The sequence below is a fragment of the Candidatus Competibacteraceae bacterium genome (assembly GCA_016713505.1).
GTDB lineage: Bacteria > Pseudomonadota > Gammaproteobacteria > Competibacterales > Competibacteraceae > Competibacter_A.
In genome coordinates this window covers 2,618,688-2,639,986 of record JADJPA010000001.1, presented here as the reverse complement: position 1 = coordinate 2,639,986, position 21,299 = coordinate 2,618,688, and the positions used below count along the sequence as shown (strand labels likewise).

The following is a 21,299-nucleotide window of genomic DNA, read 5'->3' as shown; positions in this document are numbered from 1 at the left end:
TTATGCAACTCAAACCATCCGAAATCAGTGATCTGATCCGGCAGCGCCTGCAAGGCTACCAAGCGACCGCCGAAGCACGCACGGAAGGAACCATCGTCAGCCTGTCTGACGGCATCGCCCGGATTTACGGCCTCGACAACGCGATGCAGGGCGAAATGATCGAATTTCCGGCGCCCAGGGAAGGCGATCCGGTGACTTATGGCTTGGCCATGAACCTGGAGCGCGATTCGGTCGGCACCGTGATCTTGGGCGACTACGAGCATTTGTCCGAGGGCGACAAGGCGCTGTGCACCGGCCGCATCCTGGAAGTGCCGGTCGGCGAGGCGCTGCTGGGCCGCGTGGTCAATTCCCTCGGTCAGCCCATCGACGGCAAGGGTCCGATCAATTCCACGAAAACCTCGCCCGTCGAAGTGATTGCGCCGGGCGTGATCGAACGCCAGTCGGTGAGCCAGCCGGTGCAGACCGGTTTGAAGGCCATCGACGCCATGGTGCCGATCGGCCGTGGCCAGCGCGAGTTGATCATCGGCGACCGCCAGACCGGCAAGACCGCCGTGGCGATTGACACGATCATCAACCAGAAGGGCACTGGCATCAAGTGCATCTATGTCGCCATCGGCCAGAAGAACTCGTCGATCGCCAACGTGGTGCGCAAGCTGGAAGAGCACGGCGCGATGGATCACACCATCGTGGTGGCCGCCAGCGCCTCCGAATCGGCGGCGATGCTCTACACCGCGCCGTACTCCGGCTGCGCGATGGGCGAATACTTTCGCGACCGGGGCCAGGACGCCTTGATCGTCTATGACGATCTGTCCAAGCAAGCCGTGGCCTACCGCCAAGTCTCGCTGCTGCTGCGCCGCCCGCCAGGCCGCGAGGCCTTCCCCGGCGACGTGTTCTATCTGCACTCCCGCCTGTTGGAGCGCGCCTCCCGCATCAACGCCGCCGAGGTCGAGCGGCTGACCAACGGGGAAGTCAAAGGCCAGACCGGCTCGTTGACCGCGCTGCCGATCATCGAAACTCAGGCCGGCGACGTGTCCGCGTTCGTGCCGACCAACGTGATTTCGATCACCGACGGCCAGATCTATCTGGAAACCGACCTGTTCAACGCCGGTATCCGGCCCGCCATCAACCCTGGCTTGTCGGTGTCCCGCGTCGGCGGCGCGGCCCAGACCAAGATCATCAAGAAGCTCGGCGGCGGCATCCGCTTGGCGCTCGCCCAGTACCGCGAACTGGCGGCCTTCGCCCAGTTCGCCTCCGATCTGGACGAGGCCACCCGCAAGCAGCTCGAACGCGGCCAGCGCGTCACCGAACTGATGAAGCAGAAACAGTACTCGCCGATGTCGGTGGCTGAAATGGCGGTGTCGCTGTTCGCGGTGGATCGGGGCTATCTGGACGATGTGGCGCTGAACAAGATCGGCGCTTTCGAGGCCGGCCTTCTGGCGTACGCGCGGGCCAACCATGCGCCGTTGATCGATCAGATCAACGGCTCGGGCGATTTCAACGATGAGATCGAAAGCGGTTTGAAGAAGATCGCGGAAGATTTCAAGCCCACTTTCGTCGGATAGGCGGGATCGAGCATGGCCGGCGCCAAAGAGATACGAACCAAAATCAAGAGTATTCAAAGTACTCAAAAGATCACCAAAGCCATGGAAATGGTGGCGGCGAGCAAGATGCGCAAGGCCCAGGAACGCATGAAAGCAGCCCGGCCTTACGCGACCAAGATTCGTAACGTGATCTCGCACTTGGCCCACGCTCATACCGAGTATCGCAGTCCGGGGCTGGTGGAGCGCGAACTGAAGCGGGTCGGGCTGATCGTGGTGTCGACCGATCGCGGTCTGTGCGGCGGCTTGAACACCAACCTGTTCAAGGCCACCATCCTGACCATGCAGGACTGGCGCAACCGCGGTATCGAAATCGATATCTGCACCGTCGGCACCAAGGCGTTTCAGTTTTTCCGACGATTGAAGGGCAACATCGTCGCTCACGTTTCTCATTTGGGCGACTCGCCCCGCTTTGAGGATGTGCTGGGCCCGGTCAAGGTGATGGCTGATGCCTTCGCGGAAGGCAAGGTCGATGCGATCTATCTGGTGTATAACGAATTCGTCAACACCATGAGTCAGAAACCCAAGATCGAGCGCCTGGTGCCTATCCTCGCCGAGGTGCAAGATGCGGCCCCGGTTCATCGCTGGGATTACATCTACGAGCCCGATCCCAAGGATCTCATCGAACTGCTGCTGCGTCGTTATAGCGAATCGGTGGTCTACCAGTCCTTGGTGGAGAACGTCGCCAGCGAGATGGCCGCGCGCATGGTCGCCATGAAGAGCGCTTCCGACAATGCGGGCGCGCTCATCGATGAATTGCAACTGATCTACAACAAGGCCCGACAAGCGTCGATCACCCAAGAACTGGCCGAGATCGTGGGTGGCGCCGCTGCGGTATAGGGAACGCGGCAAGCGCCCGTCGCCAGCGGCGGGTGCCCGGTGAAACAAGTTTAAGGGGAACCCAATAATGAGTTCTGGCAATATCGTGCAAATCATCGGCGCCGTGGTGGACGTCGAGTTCCCGCGCGGCGCGGTGCCCAAGATCTACGACGCGCTGCGTCTCGATGAAAACGGGCTGACCTTGGAAGTCCAACAGCAATTGGGCGACGGGGTGGTCCGCACCATCGCCATGGGCGCGACCGAAGGTCTCAAACGCAACATGGCGGTCTCCAACACCGGCGCGCCGGTGACCGTGCCGGTGGGTACCGGGACTTTGGGTCGGATCATGAACGTGTTGGGCGTACCCATCGACCACAAGGGGCCAGTGGAAACCGACATCTACCGCGCCATCCATCAACCGGCCCCCAGCTATGAAGATCAGTCGGGCGCGACCGAACTGCTGGAAACCGGCATCAAGGTCATCGACCTGCTCTGCCCGTTCGCCAAGGGCGGCAAGATCGGCTTGTTCGGTGGCGCGGGCGTGGGCAAGACCGTCAACATGATGGAATTGATCCGCAACATCGCCATCGAGCATTCCGGCTACTCAGTGTTCGCCGGCGTCGGCGAGCGCACCCGCGAGGGCAACGACTTCTATCATGAAATGAAGGAGTCGAACGTGCTGGACAAGGTGGCGCTGGTCTACGGCCAGATGAACGAGCCGCCCGGCAACCGGCTGCGGGTCGGCCTGACCGGCCTGAGCATCGCCGAGAATTTCCGCGACGAAGGCCGCGACGTGCTGCTGTTCATCGACAACATCTACCGCTATACCCTGGCCGGCACCGAGTGCTCGGCGCTGCTGGGCCGGATGCCGTCGGCGGTGGGTTATCAACCGACGCTGGCTGAGGAAATGGGCGTGTTACAAGAGCGCATCACCTCGACCAAGACCGGCTCCATCACCTCGATTCAAGCGGTGTACGTGCCCGCCGACGACCTGACCGACCCCTCACCGGCCACCACCTTCGCTCACTTGGACGCCACCGTGGTGCTGTCCCGCCAGATCGCCGAATTGGGGATCTATCCGGCGGTGGACCCGCTGGATTCCACGTCCCGGCAATTGGACCCGCTGGTGGTCGGCCAGGACCACTACGACGCCGCCCGCGCCGTGCAAAGCACGCTGCAACGCTACAAGGAATTGAAGGACATCATCGCCATTTTGGGCATGGACGAACTGTCCGAGGAAGACAAGCTGGTGGTGGCGCGCGCCCGCAAGATCCAGCGCTTCCTATCGCAGCCGTTCTTCGTGGCGGAAGTGTTCACGGGTTCGTCCGGCAAATACGTCGCGCTCAAGGACACCATCGCGGCCTTCAAGGGCATCGTCGCCGGCGAGTACGATCATCTGCCCGAGCAAGCCTTCTACATGGTCGGCGGCATTGATGAGGCCGTGGAAAAGGCCACCAAGCTGTAAGGGTCCAACGGCCCCGACCGTGGGGCCGTTTCCCATGCCAACCGACCAGGAGACGCACGCATGGCCATGACATTGCACGTCGACATCGTCAGCGCGGAGAAGGAGCTATTCTCCGGCGCCGCCGAGATGGTGACCGCGCCGGGCGAATTGGGCGAGCTCGGTATTTTGCCCCGCCACAGCCAGCTGTTGACCCGGCTAAAACCCGGTCAGGTCCGCGTCCGGTTGCAAGGCGGCGAGGAGCAACTGTTCTACGTATCGGGCGGACTGCTGGAAGTGCAACCGAGTTTGGTGACGATACTGTCCGATACCGCCGAACGGGCCCGCGACCTGGACGAAGCGTCCGCGCAGGCCGCCAAACAGCGCTCCGAGCAAGTACTTGCCGCTCATCAGGGTGATTTTGAATACGCCAGAGCCAAGGCCGAACTGGCTGAGGCTATCGCGCAGTTGCAGGCTATCGAAAAGCTGCGCAAGCTGCGTAAAGCAGGATAAAAGGCTAATAATAATAATATATTGGATCCTCTATTGGGCCGTGACAACGTCACGGCCTTTTTATTTTGCAGCACGCTGAGAGCGTTCGTGGCCGAGTATTCGTCGCGGGTTGCTCATTCCGTTGCTAAGGTTCGTTACAATAGCGAGAGATTTTTTGGAGGCGTAGCCGTCATGCAGCAGCTTTCGGTCGTGATTCTTGCCGCCGGCAAGGGTAAGCGGATGGTTTCAGATTTGCCCAAGGTCCTGCACCGTATCGCGGGTAAACCGTTGTTGGGCCATGTGCTGGCCACGGCGAGTCAACTTGAGGCGACAACTCGACTGGTGGTGTACGGACACGGCGGGGAGGCGGTCAAGGCCGTTTTCGCGGGGGATTCGGATGTAGTCTGGGTCGAGCAGGCCGAGCAGTTAGGAACGGGTCACGCTGTCGCGCAAGCATTGCCGTCAATCGATCCCGCCGGCGTGGTGCTGGTGCTGTATGGCGACGTGCCCTTGATCCAGACCGAGACCCTGCAACCGCTGGTCGCGGACGCCCGACAGGGCCGGTTGGCGTTGCTGACGGTCGAATTGGGCGACCCGACCGGCTACGGGCGCATCGTCCGCGACGAGTGCGGGCGGGTGTTGCGCATCGTCGAACATAAGGAAGCGACGCCCACCGAGCGAAATTTGCGCGAGATCAATACCGGAATTTTGGCCGTTTCCGCCGATAGGCTGAAAGATTGGGTCGCCGAACTGGATAATGACAACTCGCAGGGCGAGTACTATCTGACCGATATCATCGCCTTGGCGGTGCGCGACGGCGTGCCGGTCGAAGCCTTCACGGTGGCCGAACCGGCCGAGGTGCAGGGGATTAACGACCGCCAGCAACTGGCTGAACTGGAGCGTTTTTATCAGGCGCGACAGGCTGAGGCGCTGTTGGCGGGCGGCGCGACCCTGCTAGATCCAGCGCGCGTCGATGTTCGGGGTACGCTGGTTGCCGGCAAGGATGTCATCATCGATGTCAATGTGGTGTTCGAAGGCACCGTGCGCTTGGGTGACCGGGTGCGGATCGGACCGTTCTGCGTGTTGCGGGACGCGGTCATCGGCGATGATGTCGAAATTCTGTCGCATTGCTGGATCGACAGCGCCGAGGTCGGCGCCGGCGCGCATATCGGGCCTTATGCCCGGTTGCGGCCCGATACCCGGTTGGCGCCAGGAGTGCATATCGGCAATTTCGTCGAGACCAAAAAGGTGGAGATCGGTCCTGGTTCCAAGGTCAACCATCTCACTTATATCGGCGATGCCGAGATCGGATCGAACGTCAATGTCGGCGCCGGCACCATCACCTGCAACTACGATGGCGCCAACAAGCATAAGACCGTGATCGGCGACGGTGCTTTTATCGGTTCCAACAGTTCGCTGGTGGCGCCCGTGCGGATCGGCAAGGGCGCGACGGTCGGCGCCGGCTCGGCGGTCAGCGGCGAAGTGCCCGAGGGCGGCCTGTCTCTGACCCGAGCGCCGCGCAAGGATGTGGCGAACTGGGAGCGGCCGACCAAATCGGGCAAGCGTTGAAGCAGCCCATCCACATTCAGCGGTTTGATGACGAATCCTATGGTCAAGACTCGTTTCGCTCCCAGCCCCACCGGTTATCTCCACATCGGCGGCGCTCGCACGGCCCTTTTTTCCTGGTTGTACGCGCGCCGGCACGGAGGGCCGTTCGTGCTGCGCATCGAGGACACCGACCTGGAGCGTTCCACCCCGGAAGCGGTGAACGCCATTCTGGAAGGCATGAACTGGCTGGGGTTGGACTATGACGAGGGGCCTTTTTATCAGACCCAACGCTTCGACCGCTACCGCGAGGTGTTGCAGCACCTGTTGCGGGCGGGTAGGGCTTACTACTGCTATTGCACGCGCGAGGAATTGGAGGCGCTGCGCGAAAAGCAACGCAGCCGCAAGGAAAAACCGCGCTACGACGGCCGCCACCGCGATTATCAGGGACCGCCGCGCCAGGGCGTGGAGCCGGTGGTCCGCTTCAAAAATCCGGTCGACGGCGATGTCGTGGTCGAGGATTTGATTCGCGGCGACATCGTTTTTCAGAATGCCGAACTCGACGATCTGATCATCGCTCGCGCGGATGGGACGCCGACCTATAACTTCTGCGTGGTGGTGGATGACATGGACATGGGCATCACCCACGTCATTCGCGGCGACGACCACCTCAACAACACGCCACGGCAAATCAACATTCTCAAGGCGTTGGACGCGCCGGTGCCCAAGTACGGACATGTGCCGATGATTCTCGGGCCGGACGGTCAAAAACTGTCCAAACGGCACGGTGCCGCCAGCGTCATGGAGTGCCGGGATTTGGGTTATTTGCCGGAGGCGGTGCTGAATTATCTGGTGCGACTGGGTTGGTCGCACGGCGACCAGGAAATCTTTTCACTGGATGAGATGGCGGAATTGTTCGATCTGCAAGGCTGCAACAAGGCCGCCTCGGCGATCAATCCGTCCAAGCTGCTCTGGCTGAACAAGCATTATCTGAAAACGCTCGATCCGGCCCATGTCGCCCGCCATCTGAGCTGGCACATCGGCGAGTTGGGGGTCGACCCCTGCCAGGGGCCGCCGCCGACCGAGGTCGTCAAGGCGTTCGCCGAACGGTCTGACACGCTAAAGGACTTGGCGGAAGCCGCGAAATTTCTCTATCAGGATTTCGAGCACTACGATCCGAAAGCGGCGGGTAAGAACTTGACGGCTGTCGCCGCAGCACCTTTGGGGAGACTGCGAGAGGCGCTGGCGGCCTTGCCCGAGTGGCGGGCGGAGCCGATCCATGACGCGGTCAAACGGAGTGCCGAACAGGAAGGCTTGGCCTTGGGCAAGGTCGCGCAACCGCTGCGAGTGGCGGTATCCGGCACGGCGGTATCACCCCCCATCGACATCACGTTGGCGCTGTTGGGGCGAGCGAAGACCCTGGCGCGGATCGACCGTGCGCTGGACTACATCCACCGAGGTTCCCGCGCTGACACTGAAGTAGTGATTGACAGGGCCTAGGGAGTCTTTTAAATTAGTTGTCTCGGATTTTTGGGGCCATAGCTCAGCTGGGAGAGCGCCTGCATGGCATGCAGGAGGTCGTCGGTTCGATCCCGTCTGGCTCCACCACCATCAACCGTCCCATGTTGGCGGTTTATTTTTTTCCGTCTTTTGTCCCCATCGTCTAGAGGCCGAGGACACCGCCCTTTCACGGCGGTAACAGGGGTTCGAATCCCCTTGGGGACGCCACTATTCCCATGATCCACGTTACACTAGTCGCCAATTTCCCGATGGGATGGTGACGATGCGTGGTTTTGGACCCCGGACGCTGACTCCGCGCGATGGCTGGAATTGGTTGATACAGGCGTGGCAACTGATGCGACGGCGCCCGTGGCTGTTCGTGACGGTGGCGTTGTTCGCACCGACCGGCAGCGCGCTGCTGCTGGCGCTGCCGGTGTGGGAGTGGTGGCTACCGCTGGCCGGCGGTTGGGTGACACTGATCGCCACGATGTTCTGCTATGGCTTGCCGTTGAGCCTGACCGTGACCTTGGCCTGCGGTCTGGCCAGAGCGGTCAATCGCAAGCGGCAACCGGCGTCGAACCAACTGTTCAATCGAACCGCACTCAAGGCGCTGTCGAAAACCGCGCTGTTTTTATTTTTGTTGCTGCTGCAAGGTTATCTGCTGGCGTATTGGGTGCAGGATCAGCTATTGACGGTCGACGCCGCCAGCGGTGGCTCTCCAACACCACCCTCCGCAACCTTCGGCATCGCCGGGACCATTCTGGGGACCCAGCTCAGCGTGTTGGGTAGCCTGCTATTGATCCTGCAAATCGTGCTGGGCATTTTTACCGTGCCGCTGCAACTGTTTCGCGAGCTGCCGCTTTCGGTGTGCTGGCGGCGTAGCGCGCTGGCCATGCAACTCAATCCATGGCTGTTTCTGGTGCTGGGCCTGGGCGGGCTGGCGCTGCTGGCCTTGCCGTTTTATCCGGTGTTTTCCGTCATCGCTCAGGTGCTAGCGCTACCGTTGCCGGTTTATCTGGGCGTTCTGTTGTATGTGGCTTGGAACGATGTGTTCCAAGGCGGCGCCGAGGAAGCCGAAATCCTAGAAGTGCAGGAGCAGTGGCGGGCTAGCGTCAGCGGTGGTTCCTTGTCTCGGCAATCAGATCGGGCGGATTGCTAGCGGGCCTCTCGGACGCGTCCGGGCGCTGCTGGGAGTGGCCGAGCGTTTCTGTCTGATCCGGCCTGTTCGATTGGCTACTTCAGCATGGCCATTCATGGACCGGCAAACCGCCGCGCTGCCGGTCCAGATACGCCAGAGTCAGCGCGGTCGGATCGGTGCCATGCCGGATGAAAAAGTCTCGCTGCCACCCGGCGCCGGTGCGGCCGGTTTCCACCCGCGCGGCGATGATGGCCAAATAGTCACGGGCATCCGCGGTATCGATCTCCAGCGCCAGCAACCCACGCCGGGCCAACGGCAGCAGTTCCTCCAGCACGAGTTGCCGCAACGGCAGGGTGCGACCGTTCAGCCAGATCACGTTCGCGGCCAAACCGTCCCGCGCGGCCGCGTAGAAGTTCGCCCGACACTGGGCGAATTCCAGCAGCGTGTCGACAGGCGGCCGTTCGCGCGCCAAGCCGTGGACCAATCCGTAATACAGCGCCGCGTTGGCGATGGTGTCGGGAATGCTGGGGCCGGCCGGCATCACCCGATGCTCGATGCGCAGGTGCGGCGTCCCATCCGCTTCAAAACCCAGCAACGGTCGGTTCCAGCGCCAGATGGTGCCGTTATGCAGGCGTAGATGAGGCAAGTTTTCCAGCGGTTCAGCACTCAAATCGACCGGCAGCAGCGCTGGATAATGCCTCAGATTTTCGTCGAACAATGCCAGCAGCGACTCTTTGACATAGCCGCTGCCGAAACTGACTCGCGGATGGCTTGGATCGTCCGACGCTTCGCCGCCCGCCAAGGCTACCCCCTGTTCGAATAGCGGGATGCGGGTTTCTTGCCACAAGCGCTTGCCGAACAACAAAGGCGAGTTGGCCGCCACCGCCACCATGGGAGCGGTCACCGCCAAAGCGGCATTGAAAAACGCCGGGCCGTCGGCCGCCGCAACCTGCAAATGCGTTTGAAACGAGGTGGTGGCTGCTTCGAGCATGACATCGGGATGAGTCAGTTGCAGGGTGTCGATCCCATGGATCGTCAGCTCCATCGGACGGCCGCGCCGCCGCGCCAGGATTTGCGCGTTGATGGCTCGAAAACGCTCCTGATCCGACATGTGATCGAGCGTCAAATCGTCCGCTTGCAAGGTTGGCGGAATCCCGATCAGCATGACCGTGCTCGCCAAACCAGCGGCGACATGCTGGCAGCGTTGCCAGAGGCATTCGAGGCTGGCGTGCATCTGGCGCAGCGCCGGCCCGCGCAAGGGTAGCGGCGGGGTGTTGAGTTCGATGTTGAACACGCTCAGTTCCGGCACCACCAGCGGGTCGGCCAGCCGCTCCAGAAAGCGTTGGTTGAACGGCGCGGGCCGTCCTTGCCGGTCCACCAGCCACGCTTCGATCTCGAAACCACCGACGCCGCTGGTCGGCGCAAACCGTCCCGCGCGGAACCAGTCGGCCAACTGGGCGGTTTCTTCGCGCAACCGCGCCTGAAACCGTTGGAAATCTCGCGGGTTGAACTGCGATCGCGCTATGCCCTGACCCATGTTCCAGCCCTCCAGATCGGGATGGCCGTCCGCGATCCTTGGCTGCGCCCGACGGACAGGAGAGGCAACCGAACAAAATCGGTCGCTCGTGTCAACTATAGCCGGTGTCGTTCGTCCCGAAACGAGAAACCACACAGTGAAGCATCGATGCCGCGCGTCAGAGCGATGGCTTTGAAACGTTCGCCCATTTCGCCGGGCAGCGTCAGCACTTTGACCTGACGAGCCTGTTCCAGATAGTGAACCAGGTCGGCGGGATCGACTTCAGCCAGCAAATCCAGCAACCCGCAGCCGAACAGAAAATAATTCTGGTGGGTGTAGCCGGCCAGCGCCAGTCCGAGCGCTTGTCCCGCCTCGGCCACGGCGGTGAAATCGACGCTGGCGGTAATGTCTTGCAGGCCCGGCAGCAGCAGCGGATCGGCGTGGACGCGGTGGCGGTAGTGGCAGAGCAGGGTGCCGTCGGTTCGTTCGGGGTGGTAGTATTCTCGGCGCGAATAACCGTAATCGACCAGCAGCAAAGCCCCGGCCGCCAGCGGTTCGGCGATGGCGCGCACCCAGTCCGCCAAGTGAGGGACGTACTCGGAGGTATACCCTTCCGGCAGAGGCCAGCCGCTAGCGCTCTGGATTCGCGCCACGGCGTCCGTCACGGCCGGATCTTCCGGGCCTTCGGTCCAAGCCAACCCGTTCGCCAAGCCCGTTAGAGGCGCGGTTTGCGTCCAGCTGACCATCAACCGGCGCGGCCCGTTCGCGGTGATGCGAAATCGCTCGACCGGCAGCGCATCGACGACCTCGTTACCGAGGATTACCCCCCGAAAACCAGGATCGGGCAGGGCGTCCAGCCAGCGGACCCGCTCCAGTAAATCCGGCGCTCGTTCGGCCAAGGTTTGGCGCTGGCGTTCGCGCAGTTCGCCGCTGACCTCCAGAATCGCGTAATGGTCCGGCAGCGCGTTTGACGCGCGCAATGCGCTCAAGAGGTCGGCCGCCATGATGCCGGTGCCAGCGCCCAGTTCGAGCAGCGCGCCGCCGCCGATCGCATCCAGTATTTCCCGGCACTGCCGGGCCAGACAGCGGGAGAACAGCGCTGACAGTTCCGGTGCGGTGACGAAATCACCGCCGGGGCCGAATTTGCGGGTTCCGGCGCGGTAGTAGCCCAGCTCCGGCGCATAAAGCGCCAGTTCCATGAAGCGGGCAAAGGAAATCGCGCCGCCGCCTGTGGCGATTTCGGAACGAATCCGCTCCAACAGGCGAGCGCTGTGCGCGCTGGCGGCGGGATCGGGCTCCGGCAGAGTCGTGTGACGGTCGGTGGATCGGGTGGTCGCCATAAAACGGGTTCGAAGCGGGTTTGGACGATCGGCTTGGAAGCCGTTCCTGTGCGTAGTAAGGTGATGAGAGTCAAAAATGCGGATGCTGGTTTGGCCGAACTTTTACCACAAACGCGGATCGCGAAGGTGTGAAACCCGTTAAATTTTCTAGGGGCTGTTTCAGGAATATTTAAACGTCATTATGGTATTTAACGATATAAACAGCCGCTGCAAACAGGTAAAATCATCTAAACCTTGTTATTGTCGATCATCGCTGTTACTGCTATTGGCCGTCGTTTCCCATGAAGCTCTTAGTGACTCTATTGTTAGGGCTGGTGGTGCTGCCGTTCGCCGCCGTTCCAGTCCAGGCCCAGCCGGAATCTCAGCCCCAATCCCGAACTACGGCCTATGTCAGCGATATGGTCGAGGTACCGCTGCGCGCGGGCGCTTCCAACCGCTACAAGATCGTGGGCGCGGTTCGCAGCGGCTCGGCCGTCACCGTGTTGAAGGCCGACGCAGTGAAGGGTTATACCCAGATTCGGGCGTCTTCAGGCGCCAGAGGTTGGATTTCCAGCGATCAGTTGACCGAGACGCCCAGCAGTCGGGAGCAGTTGCTGGAGGTCCGTCAGGAACTGGGCCAACTGGAAGCGCGCCACGCCGATCTCCAGCAGCATGTCGACGGCGCGGCCGGCCGGCCAGACAGCGAGCAGCTCAGCTATTCACAACTGTACGAGGAAGCGCTACGCCTGCGCCAGCAGTTGGCGCAGTATCGCAAGGTGGCCTCCGATACCGTGGCGATCGACGAGCGTAACAAAGCCTTGCAAGAACGGACCGTCACTCTGGAGCGCGAGCTGCAAATCATTCAACAGGAAAATCAGGCGCTGCGGAACGACAACGGCACCGTCCGGTTTTTGATGGGTGCGGTGTTGTTGGGTGCGGTGCTGTTGGTCGCCCTGTTGATGCCTAAAATCCGCGAACAGCGCCGCGTGCAATGGAGCCAGCTGTAAGCTTTGACGGTCGGCACCGGCGCTTAGCCTGCGGTTACAGCTTCAGATCGACGGGCCGCAAGAGTTCCCGCGACCGGTCGAAATGCGCCCAGAGTTCGGCGAAAGTGACGCCCAGCAGCGGATGGCGGCGGTTGCCGGCTATTTCCGCCAGCGGCCGCAATACGAAGGCGTAACGCAGGATTTCTTCGCGGGGAACGCGGATGCCGTTCTCATGCAGCACCAGATCGCCATAAAGCAGCAAATCCAGATCTAGGGCGCGCGGTAGTAATTTAGTTCCCTGCCCGCGGGGTTGGTGGACGGTTTCGATCTCGCGCAGCGCGGCGGCCACCGCCCGCACCGACCAGTCGGTAGCGAATTTCACCGCCAAGTTCAGGAAATCGTCGCCGACAAAGCCGATGGCCGGATTGGCGTAGACGGTGGAAACGGTCAGCGGGCTAAAGCGCCGGCGCAGCTCCGCCAACCCGGCTCGAATATGTCGCTCCGGTTCGATATTGCTGCCGATGCCGACGCAGACCCAGACCTTCTCCTTCAAGTTCGGACACCGCGTTCGATGATGATGCCGACTGCGCGCGTGCCGGGCACCGCGCCGGGCTTGCGCAGGGTCAGCCGCAGCCAGGGGACGTTGAATTCCCGCTGGAGCAGTTCGGCGATCCGCGCGCCCAGGGTTTCCACCAACTGGAAGGAACTGGCGCTGGCGAACTCGTCGATTCGTCGGGCCACGGCCTGATAATCCAGCGTATCATCGAGTCGGTCGGTCACGGCCGCCGCGCGGGTGTCGGCGCCCAGTTCCACGTCGAGCAGCAGGTTTTGGCGGTTCTCGCGTTCCCAGGGATGAACGCCGATGAGGGTTTGCACGCGCAGTTCGTGAATGAAAATGATATCCATGATGGAAGTCCGCACAGGGTGGTTTATCTTAACGTAAACACCGCAGTCCGGCCCGACCTCATCCGGGACCGATCGTTTATTCGGCACCGCTGGATCTATCGATGACGACCTCTCTATTCGCGACCGTCCTTTCGGTCGTTTTGGGCTATCTGGCGGGCTCTGTGTCCACCGCCATCATCGTTTGCCGGATCATGGGCCTACCCGATCCGCGCAGCGAGGGTTCGCGCAATCCTGGGGCCACCAACGTGCTGCGGTTCGGCGGCAAGAAAGCCGCCGCCATCACCTTGGCGGGCGATTTTCTCAAGGGCTTGGCGCCGGTGCTGCTGGCCCGGCTGGCGGGGCTGGAGGAGACCGGGCTGGCGCTGACTGGGCTGGCGGCGTTTTTGGGGCATTTATATCCGGTGTTCTTTGGTTTCGAAGGCGGCAAGGGAGTGGCGACCGCATTCGGTGTTATCCTCGCCCTGTCCTGGCCAGTGGCGCTGGCGGCGTTGGTGACTTGGCTGTTCATGGCCTTCGTCGTGCGCGTTTCTTCGCTGTCGGCCTTGACGGCGGCGGCGCTGGCGCCGTTGTTCGCCTGGTGGTTTGGTCTGCCGGGCGGCTATCTCGCCGCCGTTTTGGTCATGGTCGGCTTGTTGATCTGGCGGCACCGTTCTAACATCCGCAACTTGTTGGCCGGCACCGAGGGTAAAATCGGTACCGACCGCTCCTGAGGGGCCTCGGGTGGTGTTCAGAACGATGTATGCCTGGGATTCATCGGGTGCGGTTAGGCCGGATCGAGGGTGGACTTATTGGCCGTGCGGCAAAAAAAACCCTTATAATTTGTCATTTAAGGTGTCGGCCGCATCCCGCTGTTCCAAGTTCGATGATATATAAGGGTATTTCTGATCGTGCTCAAACAATCCAGCTACAGTCGCGAAGAATTGATCGCCTGCGCCCGCGGCGAGTTGTTCGGTCCCGGTAACGCGCAGTTGCCGTTGCCGAATATGTTGATGGTGGATCGCATCGTCCACATCGGCGCCGAAGGCGGGCAGTATGGCAAGGGCGAGATCGTCGCGGAACTGGATATTCATCCCGATCTTTGGTTTTTTGGCTGCCACTTTATCGGCGATCCGGTGATGCCGGGTTGTCTGGGGCTGGATGCGATGTGGCAGCTGGTCGGATTTTTTCTGGGCTGGATGGGAGGCCAGGGGCGGGGCCGGGCGCTCGGTTGCGGTGAAGTGAAGTTCACCGGCCAGGTTCGTCCCGAAGCCAGAAAGTTGACCTATCACATTCAGATGAAGCGGGTCATTTTGCGCAAACTGGTTATGGGTATCGCCGACGCGAACCTGGAAGTCGACGGCCGGACCATTTATACCGGCAAAGACTTGCGGGTCGGCTTGTTCACCTCGACCGACGGCTTTTGAGGATAGCGACGATGAGACGGGTGGTGATTACCGGTATCGGTATCGTATCCAGCATCGGCAACGACCGCTGGGAAGTGTTGGAATCGCTGCGCCAAGGCCGCAGCGGCTTGGAATTCGCGGAAGATTACAAAGAGATGGGTTTGCGCTCGCACGTGCGCGGCCCCATCCGGCTCGATCTGGCGGCGCGGATCGACCGCAAAATCTTGCGGTTCATGGGCGATGCCGCCGCCTTCAACTACATCGCCATGCGCGAGGCCATCGAAGATGCCCGGCTGCCGGAGGAGCTGGTGTCCAACCCGCGCGCCGGGCTGGTGACCGGCACCGGCGGCGGCAGCCCGCAGAATATGGTCGAGGCCGCCGATCTTTTGCGCAACAAGGGCTTGAAACGGGTCGGGCCGTATATGGTGCCGCGCACCATGAGCAGCACCACCACCGCCTGTCTGGCCACGCCCTTCAAGATCAAGGGCGTGAATTACAGCATCGGCTCCGCCTGCGCCACCGGCGCGCACTGCATCGGCCACGGCGCCGAGCTGATTCAGTGGAACAAGCAAGACATCGTGTTCGCCGGCGGCGGCGAGGAAGTCCACTGGAGCCTGAGCCACCTGTTCGACGCGATGGGCGCGCTCTCCACCAAGTACAACGCCACGCCGCGGACCGCATCGCGCACCTACGACGCCAACCGCGACGGCTTCGTGATTTCCGGCGGCGGCGGGGTGGTGGTGCTGGAGGAGCTGGAGCACGCGCGCCGGCGCGGCGCGCGGATCTATGCCGAACTGGTCGGATACGGCGCGACCTCGGATGGTTACGACATGGTGCAACCGTCCGGCGAAGGCGCCTTGCGGTGCATGAAACAGGCGCTGGAAGGCGTCGGCGAGCCGGTGGATTACATCAACACCCACGGCACCAGCACGCCGGTCGGCGACATCCGGGAACTGGAGGCGCTGCGCGAGATGTTCGGCGAGCGGATACCGCCGATCAGTTCCACCAAACCGCTGACCGGTCACGCCTTGGGCGCGGCGGGCGTGCATGAGGCGATCTATTCGCTGCTGATGATGGACAATCGGTTTATCGCGGCTTCGGCCAACATCGAAACCCTCGATCCGGCGGCGGAAGGTTTTCCCATCGTCCGGGAGCGGGTCGATGACGCCGACCTCAAGGTGGTGATGTCCAACAGCTTTGGCTTCGGCGGCACCAACGCCACGCTGGTGTTCCGCCGGTTGGCGGCCTGAAGCGCAGCCGACGTGACCGGGCCGCCTTTCCCAAGGCGGCCTTGTTGTTTGCCGTGGAGAAGAAGTGATGGCCAGTTTTCCCTTGCTTGCGATTGTCGTGGTGGTGTACACGCTGTTTGCGCTGACCGCGCCGGCTTGGCTGGAGGCGGTGCGGTTTCAGTTACCGCTGCTGTCCGGCGCGACGCTGCCGTTCCGGGGTGGCGACCTGCTGCTGGTGCTCGGCTTGATCCTGTTGTGTGTCGAAGTCTACCGCGCGACCAGCAGTTCCAGCGGCGCCATTCTCAATCATGTGCTCTCGCTGGTGGTTTTCATTGTTGCCTTGATCGAATTGCTGGTCATGCCGCGCATGGCCAACATCACGTTCTTCCTGATCATGCTCATGGCGCTGAGCGATGTGGTGGCCGGTTTCACCGTCACCATCTCTTCCTCCCGCCGGGATTGGCAGCGCCAATGAGGGTTGCCGATCCGGCCTTAGAGAGAGCGGGCGGAGCCCCGGCTCTCTGATGCCCGCATCCGAATTTTCCCTGATCGACCGCTATTTTTCCGCGCAGAGGGTGCGCCGCGCCGACGTGGCGCTGGGGATCGGAGACGATGGCGCCCTGCTGCTCCCGCCCGACGGCCAACAACTGGTGGTGACGCTGGATACCCTGGTGTCGGACGTGCATTTCTTTGCCGGCGCCGACCCGGAAGGCATCGGCCACAAGACGCTGGCGGTGAATTTGAGCGATCTAGCGGCGATGGGCGCGACGCCGGCTTGGGCCACGCTGGCGTTGGTGTTGCCACAGGCCGACGAGGCGTGGTTGGCGCGCTTCCGCCGGGGGTTGTTCGCGCTGGCGGACCGCTACGAACTGGAAGTGGTCGGCGGCGACACCACGCACGGACCGACGACCGTCATCACCTTACAAGCGCACGGTTTCGTGCCGCCCGGTTTGGCGTTGCGTCGCGACGGAGCGAAGCCGGGCGATGGGATTTATGTCACCGGCACGCCGGGCGATGCGGGTTTGGCGCTGGCGGTGGCTTACGGCAAAACCACCGTCGCCGCCGAGCATCGCGACTATCTCCAAGCCCGGTTGGAACGACCGCAGCCGCGCATCGCGCAAGGCGTGGCGTTGCGCGGAGTCGCCAGCGCCGCCATCGACATCTCCGACGGGCTGGCGCAAGACCTCGGCCATATTCTCAAGCGGAGTGGGGCCGGCGCGCGGCTGGAGGTGGATCGCCTGCCCCTGTCACCGGCGCTGAGCGCCAGCCTCGACCGTGAGGTCGCGTTCGCCACCGCATTATCTGGCGGCGACGATTACGAACTATGCTTCACCGTGCCGGCGGAGCGGGTTTCGCAATTGGAAAGCGCGGTGCTGGCGTGGGATTGTCGTTGCACTCGCATCGGCGCGATCACGGCCGAGGCGGGTTTGCGGCTGGTTGGCGCTGAGGGCTCAGCCTTTCATTTGGAGCGGTTGGGCTATGACCACTTCCTTTCCTGAATTTAGCAGCCAGACTTTTTATGTCCTTCCTTGATCACCGACGGAATCCGCAGCCATGAAAATCGAAACCATCGCCATTCACGGCGGCTATACCCCGGAACCGACCACCAAGGCCGTCGCCGTTCCGATCTATCAAACCACCTCCTACGCCTTCGACGACACCCAGCACGGCGCCGACCTGTTCGATTTGAAAGTGCCGGGCAACATTTATACCCGGATCATGAATCCGACCACCGCCGTGCTGGAGCAGCGGGTGGCGGCGCTGGAGGGCGGCGTCGGAGCGCTGGGTGTGGCCTCCGGCATGGCGGCGATCACCTATGCGATCATGACGATTACCGAAGCCGGCGATAACCTCGTCACCACGTCGAGCCTGTACGGCGGCACCTATAACCTGTTCGCCCACACGCTGCCCCGCTACGGCATCGAAGTCCGTTTCGCCGACTATCGCGACACGGCGGCCATGGGCCGGCTGATCGATGGCAAGACCAAGGCGGTGTTTTGCGAATCCATCGGCAATCCGGCCGCCAACGTGGTGGATTTTGGGGCCTTGGCTGATATCGCGCACGCTCAGGGCGTGCCGCTGATCGTCGATAACACCGTGCCGACGCCTTATTTATGCCGGCCGTTCGAGCACGGCGCGGATATCGTGGTGCACGCCCTGACCAAATACATGGGCGGCCACGGCACCAGCATCGGCGGCGTCATCGTCGATTCCGGCCGCTTTCCGTGGGATCAGCACAAGGTGCGTTTCGCCCGCTTGAACGAACCCGATCCGTCCTATCACGGCGTGGTCTACGTCGAAGCGCTGGGACCGGCGGCGTTCATCGGCCGGGCGCGGGTGGTGCCGCTGCGCAACACCGGCGCGGCGATTTCGCCGTTCAACAGCTTCCTGATCCTGCAAGGCATCGAGACGTTGCCGGTGCGGATGGACCGCCACTGCGAAAACGCGGTCAAAGCGGCCGAGTATCTGCGCGATCACCCGCAAGTGGCCTGGGTCAACTACCCGGCGCTTTCCGACAGCCCGGAAAAGCCCCTGGTGGATAAATACATGGGCGGACGCGGTTCCAGCATCTTGAGCTTCGGCATCAAGAGCGGGCGCGAAGCCGGGGCCAAGTTCATCGACGCGCTGCAACTGGTGACCCGGCTGGTCAACATCGGCGACGCCAAGTCATTGGCCTGCCATCCGGCGACCACCACCCACCGGCAACTGTCGCCGGCGGAGTTGGCCAAAGCCGGCGTCAGCGAAGATCTGGTGCGGCTGTCCATCGGTATCGAGCACATCGACGATATCCTCGCCGATCTGGAACAAGCCCTGGCGGCGGCGAAGTAGCCGCATCCGACAAGCCACAATCATTTGAGGAATCGAAGCCATGAAAGCGCGCGCCGCCGTAGCTTGGGAGCCGAAAAAACCGCTGGCGATCGAACAGGTGGAGGTGGAAGGCCCGAAGGACGGCGAGGTATTGCTGAAGGTGGTGGCGACCGGCGTCTGCCACACCGACGCTTTCACCTTGTCCGGCGACGATCCCGAGGGGGCGTTTCCGTGTGTTCTGGGCCATGAAGGCGGCTGCGAGGTGGTGGAATGCGGCCCCGGCGTCAAGGGTTTGAAGCCCGGCGATCACGTCATCCCACTTTATATCCCGGAGTGCGGCGAGTGCGCGTATTGCCGCTCCACCAAATCCAATCTGTGTCAGTCCATCGCCGCCACGGTCTGGACCGGCTACATGCCCGATCACACCCGCCGTTTTTCCTGCAAGGGCCAGCCGCTGTTTCACTACATGGGCTGCTCGACCTTCGCCGAATATACCGTGGTGCCGGAAATCGCGCTGGCCAAGATCAATCCGGCCGCGCCGCTGGACAAGGTTTGCTTGCTCGGCTGTGGCGTCACCACCGGCATCGGTGCGGTGTTGAACACCGCCAAGGTCGAGCCGGGCGCGACGGTGGCGGTGTTCGGCCTCGGCGGCATCGGCCTGTCGGTGATTCAGGGCGCGGTGATGGCGAAGGCCGGGCGGATCATCGCCATCGATCTCAATCCCGATAAATTCGCCATGGCGACCGCCTTGGGCGCGACCGACACCCTCAATCCGAAGGATGTCAGCGGCGATCTGGTTGAAGCCATCAAAGAGATGACCGCCGGCGGGGTGGATTATTCCTTCGAGTGCATCGGCAACGTCAACGTGATGCGGCAAGCCTTGGAGTGCTGTCATATGGGCTGGGGCGTCGCCACCATCATCGGCGTGGCCGGAGCCGGCCAGGAAATCCGCACCCGTCCGTTCCAACTGGTCACCGGCCGTACCTGGAAAGGCACCGCCTTCGGCGGAGTCAAGGGCCGCACTCAGTTGCCCGGTTACGTGGAGAGCTATCTCCAGGGCAAGATCGAGCTGGATAGCATGGTGACGCACACGATGCCGCTGGAGGACATCAACACCGCCTTCGACCTGATGCACGAGGGCAAGAGCATCCGTTCCGTCATCATTTTCTAGGGGGGTCGCGCCGGTGGAGCACATTGAGTCGATCAAGGAATTCGGCGGCCGGCTGAACCGTTACCGCCACCGCTCGCACGCTTGCGATTGCGACATGACTTTTTCGGTCTATTTGCCGCCCATCGCCGAAAAGGAAAAAGTCCCGGCGGTCTATTGGTTGTCCGGCCTGACCTGCACCGACGACAATTTCCGGGTCAAGGCCGGAGCGCAACGTTATGCGGCGGAATTCGGGCTGGCGTTGATCATCCCCGACACCAGCCCGCGCGGCGCGGACGTGCCGGACGTGCCGGAACGCTACGATCTCGGTCAGGGCGCGGGGTTTTACGTCGACGCCACCCAAGCGCCGTGGTCGAACCATTACCACATGTACGATTATGTCACCCGCGAGTTGCCGGCGCTGGTTGAGGCGAAACTGCCGCTGACCGGCGCGCGCGCCGTCACCGGTCATTCGATGGGCGGCCACGGCGCGCTGATTTGTGCGTTGAAGGAGCCGGGTTTTTATCGGTCGGTGTCCGCCTTCGCGCCGATCTGTCACCCGATGGCCTGCGGTTGGGGGCAAGGTTGCTTCAAAGCCTATTTGGGCAATGACCGTGAGACCTGGGCCGCTTACGACGCCACTCGCTTGATCGAGGACGGCGCGGCGGCCTTGCCGTTGCTGGTCGATCAGGGAACGGACGATGAATTTCTCGCCCAGCAGTTACATCCGAACTCGCTGGAGCGGATCTGCGCGGCCCGCAAGTTTCCGCTGACCTTGCGCTGGCAGGAGGGTTACGATCACAGCTACCACTTCATCGCCACCTTCATCGGCGAACATCTCGCCTACCATGCCGACAAGCTCCGTGAATCAGGAACTGTTGAAGCTGCTGCAAAAAACCCTGCGCGGTGAACTGAACCGCACCCGTCGCCGCAAAACCAGTTCCCCCTGGATAGTGGGAGGGTTGACGGCGGCTGTCGTGGGCATCAGCTACGTCCTGCACGAGCCTAAGGCGCTACCGTCGGCCACGGTCCAGGGAGCGGAGTTGGTCTGTGCCGTCAAAGCGATCTACGATGGTGATACGTTTGTTGCGAGCTGTCCCGTGGGCGAGGTCAAGGTCAGGGTATTTGGCATCGACGCGCCGGAAATGAAGCAAGAGCCGTGGGGCGACCGGTCGCGCGAGGCGTTGCGCGGCTTGTTGCCGCGCTCCGGATCGATCAGCTTGCGGGTGATGGATCATGACCGTTACGCTCGGACCGTCGCGCAAGTGGTCGCCAACGAGCGCGATCTGGGTCTGGAAATGGTCCGGTTGGGGCAGGCGGTGGTCTACCAACAGTACAATCATTCGCCGGATTACCAGCAGGCTCAGGCCGAAGCCAAACAGGCCCGGCGCGGCATCTGGGCAAAAGCAGGCGGCCAGCAAGACCCGGCGACCTGGCGGCGGTTGAACCCACGATAAACCCACTCAGACGACA

At 62.3% G+C, this 21,299-nt stretch carries 21 protein-coding genes and 2 tRNA genes; 19 read left to right on the top strand and 4 right to left on the bottom strand.

The window, feature by feature from the left end; translation table 11 throughout:
- The first annotated feature begins 2 nt into the window (after nucleotides 1-2).
- From IPK09_12075 to IPK09_12035, 9 genes are all read left to right on the top strand, one after another.
- Entirely contained in the window at nucleotides 3-1,562 is a 1,560-nt protein-coding gene (locus IPK09_12075; protein MBK7984349.1) for a F0F1 ATP synthase subunit alpha, read from the top strand.
- Between the two features lie 12 nt (nucleotides 1,563-1,574).
- Entirely contained in the window at nucleotides 1,575-2,438 is an 864-nt protein-coding gene (gene atpG, locus IPK09_12070; GenBank protein MBK7984348.1) for a F0F1 ATP synthase subunit gamma, read from the top strand.
- A 67-nt stretch (nucleotides 2,439-2,505) separates the two neighbouring features.
- Nucleotides 2,506-3,882, top strand: a complete 1,377-nt coding sequence (gene atpD / locus IPK09_12065; protein MBK7984347.1) for a F0F1 ATP synthase subunit beta — start codon at nucleotides 2,506-2,508, stop codon at nucleotides 3,880-3,882.
- Between the two features lie 60 nt (nucleotides 3,883-3,942).
- The gene (locus tag IPK09_12060; GenBank protein ID MBK7984346.1) at nucleotides 3,943-4,371 is read left to right on the top strand and encodes a F0F1 ATP synthase subunit epsilon; all 429 of its coding nucleotides are present in this window, start codon (nucleotides 3,943-3,945) and stop codon (nucleotides 4,369-4,371) included.
- A gap of 171 nt (nucleotides 4,372-4,542) precedes the next feature.
- Nucleotides 4,543-5,919 (top strand): bifunctional UDP-N-acetylglucosamine diphosphorylase/glucosamine-1-phosphate N-acetyltransferase GlmU, encoded by a 1,377-nt coding sequence (gene glmU / locus IPK09_12055; protein MBK7984345.1) that lies wholly within the window; start codon nucleotides 4,543-4,545, stop codon nucleotides 5,917-5,919.
- Nucleotides 5,920-5,958: 39 nt separating this feature from the next.
- Complete coding sequence (gene gltX, locus IPK09_12050) at nucleotides 5,959-7,395, top strand: glutamate--tRNA ligase (GenBank protein MBK7984344.1); 1,437 nt, start codon at nucleotides 5,959-5,961, stop codon at nucleotides 7,393-7,395.
- A 32-nt stretch (nucleotides 7,396-7,427) separates the two neighbouring features.
- Nucleotides 7,428-7,503: transfer RNA gene (locus IPK09_12045), tRNA-Ala, on the top strand.
- Nucleotides 7,504-7,547: 44 nt separating this feature from the next.
- Nucleotides 7,548-7,623 (top strand) — tRNA-Glu (locus IPK09_12040).
- Nucleotides 7,624-7,678: 55 nt separating this feature from the next.
- The gene (locus IPK09_12035) at nucleotides 7,679-8,554 is read left to right on the top strand and encodes a hypothetical protein (protein ID MBK7984343.1); all 876 of its coding nucleotides are present in this window, start codon (nucleotides 7,679-7,681) and stop codon (nucleotides 8,552-8,554) included.
- A gap of 79 nt (nucleotides 8,555-8,633) precedes the next feature.
- On the opposite strand, the gene IPK09_12030 is transcribed toward IPK09_12035, so the two are convergent.
- The gene (locus tag IPK09_12030; GenBank protein MBK7984342.1) at nucleotides 8,634-10,070 is read right to left on the bottom strand and encodes a glutamate--cysteine ligase; all 1,437 of its coding nucleotides are present in this window, start codon (nucleotides 10,068-10,070) and stop codon (nucleotides 8,634-8,636) included.
- Between the two features lie 95 nt (nucleotides 10,071-10,165).
- Nucleotides 10,166-11,389, bottom strand: a complete 1,224-nt coding sequence (locus tag IPK09_12025; protein ID MBK7984341.1) for an SAM-dependent methyltransferase — start codon at nucleotides 11,387-11,389, stop codon at nucleotides 10,166-10,168.
- A 293-nt stretch (nucleotides 11,390-11,682) separates the two neighbouring features.
- Between IPK09_12025 and IPK09_12020 the strand changes: the two genes are divergently transcribed.
- Nucleotides 11,683-12,375 carry a TIGR04211 family SH3 domain-containing protein gene (locus tag IPK09_12020; GenBank protein ID MBK7984340.1) on the top strand — a complete coding sequence of 231 codons (693 nt, stop codon included), beginning with the start codon at nucleotides 11,683-11,685 and terminating at the stop codon, nucleotides 12,373-12,375.
- A gap of 34 nt (nucleotides 12,376-12,409) precedes the next feature.
- Here the strand turns inward: IPK09_12020 and folK are convergent, their stop codons facing one another.
- The gene (gene folK / locus IPK09_12015; GenBank protein MBK7984339.1) at nucleotides 12,410-12,907 is read right to left on the bottom strand and encodes a 2-amino-4-hydroxy-6-hydroxymethyldihydropteridine diphosphokinase; all 498 of its coding nucleotides are present in this window, start codon (nucleotides 12,905-12,907) and stop codon (nucleotides 12,410-12,412) included.
- On the bottom strand, nucleotides 12,904-13,260 hold the full coding sequence (folB, locus tag IPK09_12010; protein MBK7984338.1) for a dihydroneopterin aldolase: 357 nt from the start codon (nucleotides 13,258-13,260) through the stop codon (nucleotides 12,904-12,906). The genes folK and folB overlap by 4 nt, the downstream gene beginning before the upstream one ends.
- Before the next feature lie 101 nt (nucleotides 13,261-13,361).
- Between folB and plsY the strand changes: the two genes are divergently transcribed.
- From plsY to IPK09_11965, 9 genes are all read left to right on the top strand, one after another.
- Entirely contained in the window at nucleotides 13,362-13,970 is a 609-nt protein-coding gene (plsY, locus tag IPK09_12005; GenBank protein ID MBK7984337.1) for a glycerol-3-phosphate 1-O-acyltransferase PlsY, read from the top strand.
- A gap of 177 nt (nucleotides 13,971-14,147) precedes the next feature.
- On the top strand, nucleotides 14,148-14,663 hold the full coding sequence (fabA, locus tag IPK09_12000) for a 3-hydroxyacyl-[acyl-carrier-protein] dehydratase FabA (protein MBK7984336.1): 516 nt from the start codon (nucleotides 14,148-14,150) through the stop codon (nucleotides 14,661-14,663).
- An 11-nt stretch (nucleotides 14,664-14,674) separates the two neighbouring features.
- Nucleotides 14,675-15,892 carry a beta-ketoacyl-ACP synthase I gene (fabB, locus tag IPK09_11995; GenBank protein MBK7984335.1) on the top strand — a complete coding sequence of 406 codons (1,218 nt, stop codon included), beginning with the start codon at nucleotides 14,675-14,677 and terminating at the stop codon, nucleotides 15,890-15,892.
- Nucleotides 15,893-15,959: 67 nt separating this feature from the next.
- Entirely contained in the window at nucleotides 15,960-16,346 is a 387-nt protein-coding gene (locus IPK09_11990) for a hypothetical protein (GenBank protein ID MBK7984334.1), read from the top strand.
- Nucleotides 16,347-16,395: 49 nt separating this feature from the next.
- A complete protein-coding gene (thiL, locus tag IPK09_11985; GenBank protein MBK7984333.1) occupies nucleotides 16,396-17,370 on the top strand; it encodes a thiamine-phosphate kinase in 975 nt (324 codons plus the stop codon).
- 55 nt (nucleotides 17,371-17,425) lie between these two features.
- On the top strand, nucleotides 17,426-18,700 hold the full coding sequence (locus tag IPK09_11980) for a bifunctional O-acetylhomoserine aminocarboxypropyltransferase/cysteine synthase (GenBank protein ID MBK7984332.1): 1,275 nt from the start codon (nucleotides 17,426-17,428) through the stop codon (nucleotides 18,698-18,700).
- A gap of 40 nt (nucleotides 18,701-18,740) precedes the next feature.
- Nucleotides 18,741-19,850 (top strand): S-(hydroxymethyl)glutathione dehydrogenase/class III alcohol dehydrogenase, encoded by a 1,110-nt coding sequence (locus IPK09_11975; GenBank protein MBK7984331.1) that lies wholly within the window; start codon nucleotides 18,741-18,743, stop codon nucleotides 19,848-19,850.
- A 13-nt stretch (nucleotides 19,851-19,863) separates the two neighbouring features.
- The gene (fghA, locus tag IPK09_11970; protein MBK7984330.1) at nucleotides 19,864-20,736 is read left to right on the top strand and encodes an S-formylglutathione hydrolase; all 873 of its coding nucleotides are present in this window, start codon (nucleotides 19,864-19,866) and stop codon (nucleotides 20,734-20,736) included.
- Nucleotides 20,690-21,283 carry a thermonuclease family protein gene (locus IPK09_11965; protein MBK7984329.1) on the top strand — a complete coding sequence of 198 codons (594 nt, stop codon included), beginning with the start codon at nucleotides 20,690-20,692 and terminating at the stop codon, nucleotides 21,281-21,283. Before fghA ends, IPK09_11965 begins: the two co-directional genes overlap by 47 nt.
- Nucleotides 21,284-21,299: the final 16 nt, after the last annotated feature.

What these genes read in the sequence shown, in the direction of transcription:
- IPK09_12075 (MBK7984349.1), top strand. Translation starts at nt 3, where the DNA reads ATGCAACTCAAACCATCCGAAATCAGTGATCTGATCCGGCAGCGCCTG.
- atpG (MBK7984348.1), top strand. Translation starts at nt 1,575, where the DNA reads ATGGCCGGCGCCAAAGAGATACGAACCAAAATCAAGAGTATTCAAAGT.
- atpD (MBK7984347.1), top strand. Translation starts at nt 2,506, where the DNA reads ATGAGTTCTGGCAATATCGTGCAAATCATCGGCGCCGTGGTGGACGTC.
- IPK09_12060 (MBK7984346.1), top strand. Translation starts at nt 3,943, where the DNA reads ATGGCCATGACATTGCACGTCGACATCGTCAGCGCGGAGAAGGAGCTA.
- glmU (MBK7984345.1), top strand. Translation starts at nt 4,543, where the DNA reads ATGCAGCAGCTTTCGGTCGTGATTCTTGCCGCCGGCAAGGGTAAGCGG.
- gltX (MBK7984344.1), top strand. Translation starts at nt 5,959, where the DNA reads ATGGTCAAGACTCGTTTCGCTCCCAGCCCCACCGGTTATCTCCACATC.
- IPK09_12035 (MBK7984343.1), top strand. Translation starts at nt 7,679, where the DNA reads ATGCGTGGTTTTGGACCCCGGACGCTGACTCCGCGCGATGGCTGGAAT.
- IPK09_12030 (MBK7984342.1), bottom strand. Translation starts at nt 10,070, where the DNA reads ATGGGTCAGGGCATAGCGCGATCGCAGTTCAACCCGCGAGATTTCCAA.
- IPK09_12025 (MBK7984341.1), bottom strand. Translation starts at nt 11,389, where the DNA reads ATGGCGACCACCCGATCCACCGACCGTCACACGACTCTGCCGGAGCCC.
- folB (MBK7984338.1), bottom strand. Translation starts at nt 13,260, where the DNA reads ATGGATATCATTTTCATTCACGAACTGCGCGTGCAAACCCTCATCGGC.
- plsY (MBK7984337.1), top strand. Translation starts at nt 13,362, where the DNA reads ATGACGACCTCTCTATTCGCGACCGTCCTTTCGGTCGTTTTGGGCTAT.
- fabB (MBK7984335.1), top strand. Translation starts at nt 14,675, where the DNA reads ATGAGACGGGTGGTGATTACCGGTATCGGTATCGTATCCAGCATCGGC.
- IPK09_11990 (MBK7984334.1), top strand. Translation starts at nt 15,960, where the DNA reads ATGGCCAGTTTTCCCTTGCTTGCGATTGTCGTGGTGGTGTACACGCTG.
- thiL (MBK7984333.1), top strand. Translation starts at nt 16,396, where the DNA reads ATGCCCGCATCCGAATTTTCCCTGATCGACCGCTATTTTTCCGCGCAG.
- IPK09_11980 (MBK7984332.1), top strand. Translation starts at nt 17,426, where the DNA reads ATGAAAATCGAAACCATCGCCATTCACGGCGGCTATACCCCGGAACCG.
- IPK09_11975 (MBK7984331.1), top strand. Translation starts at nt 18,741, where the DNA reads ATGAAAGCGCGCGCCGCCGTAGCTTGGGAGCCGAAAAAACCGCTGGCG.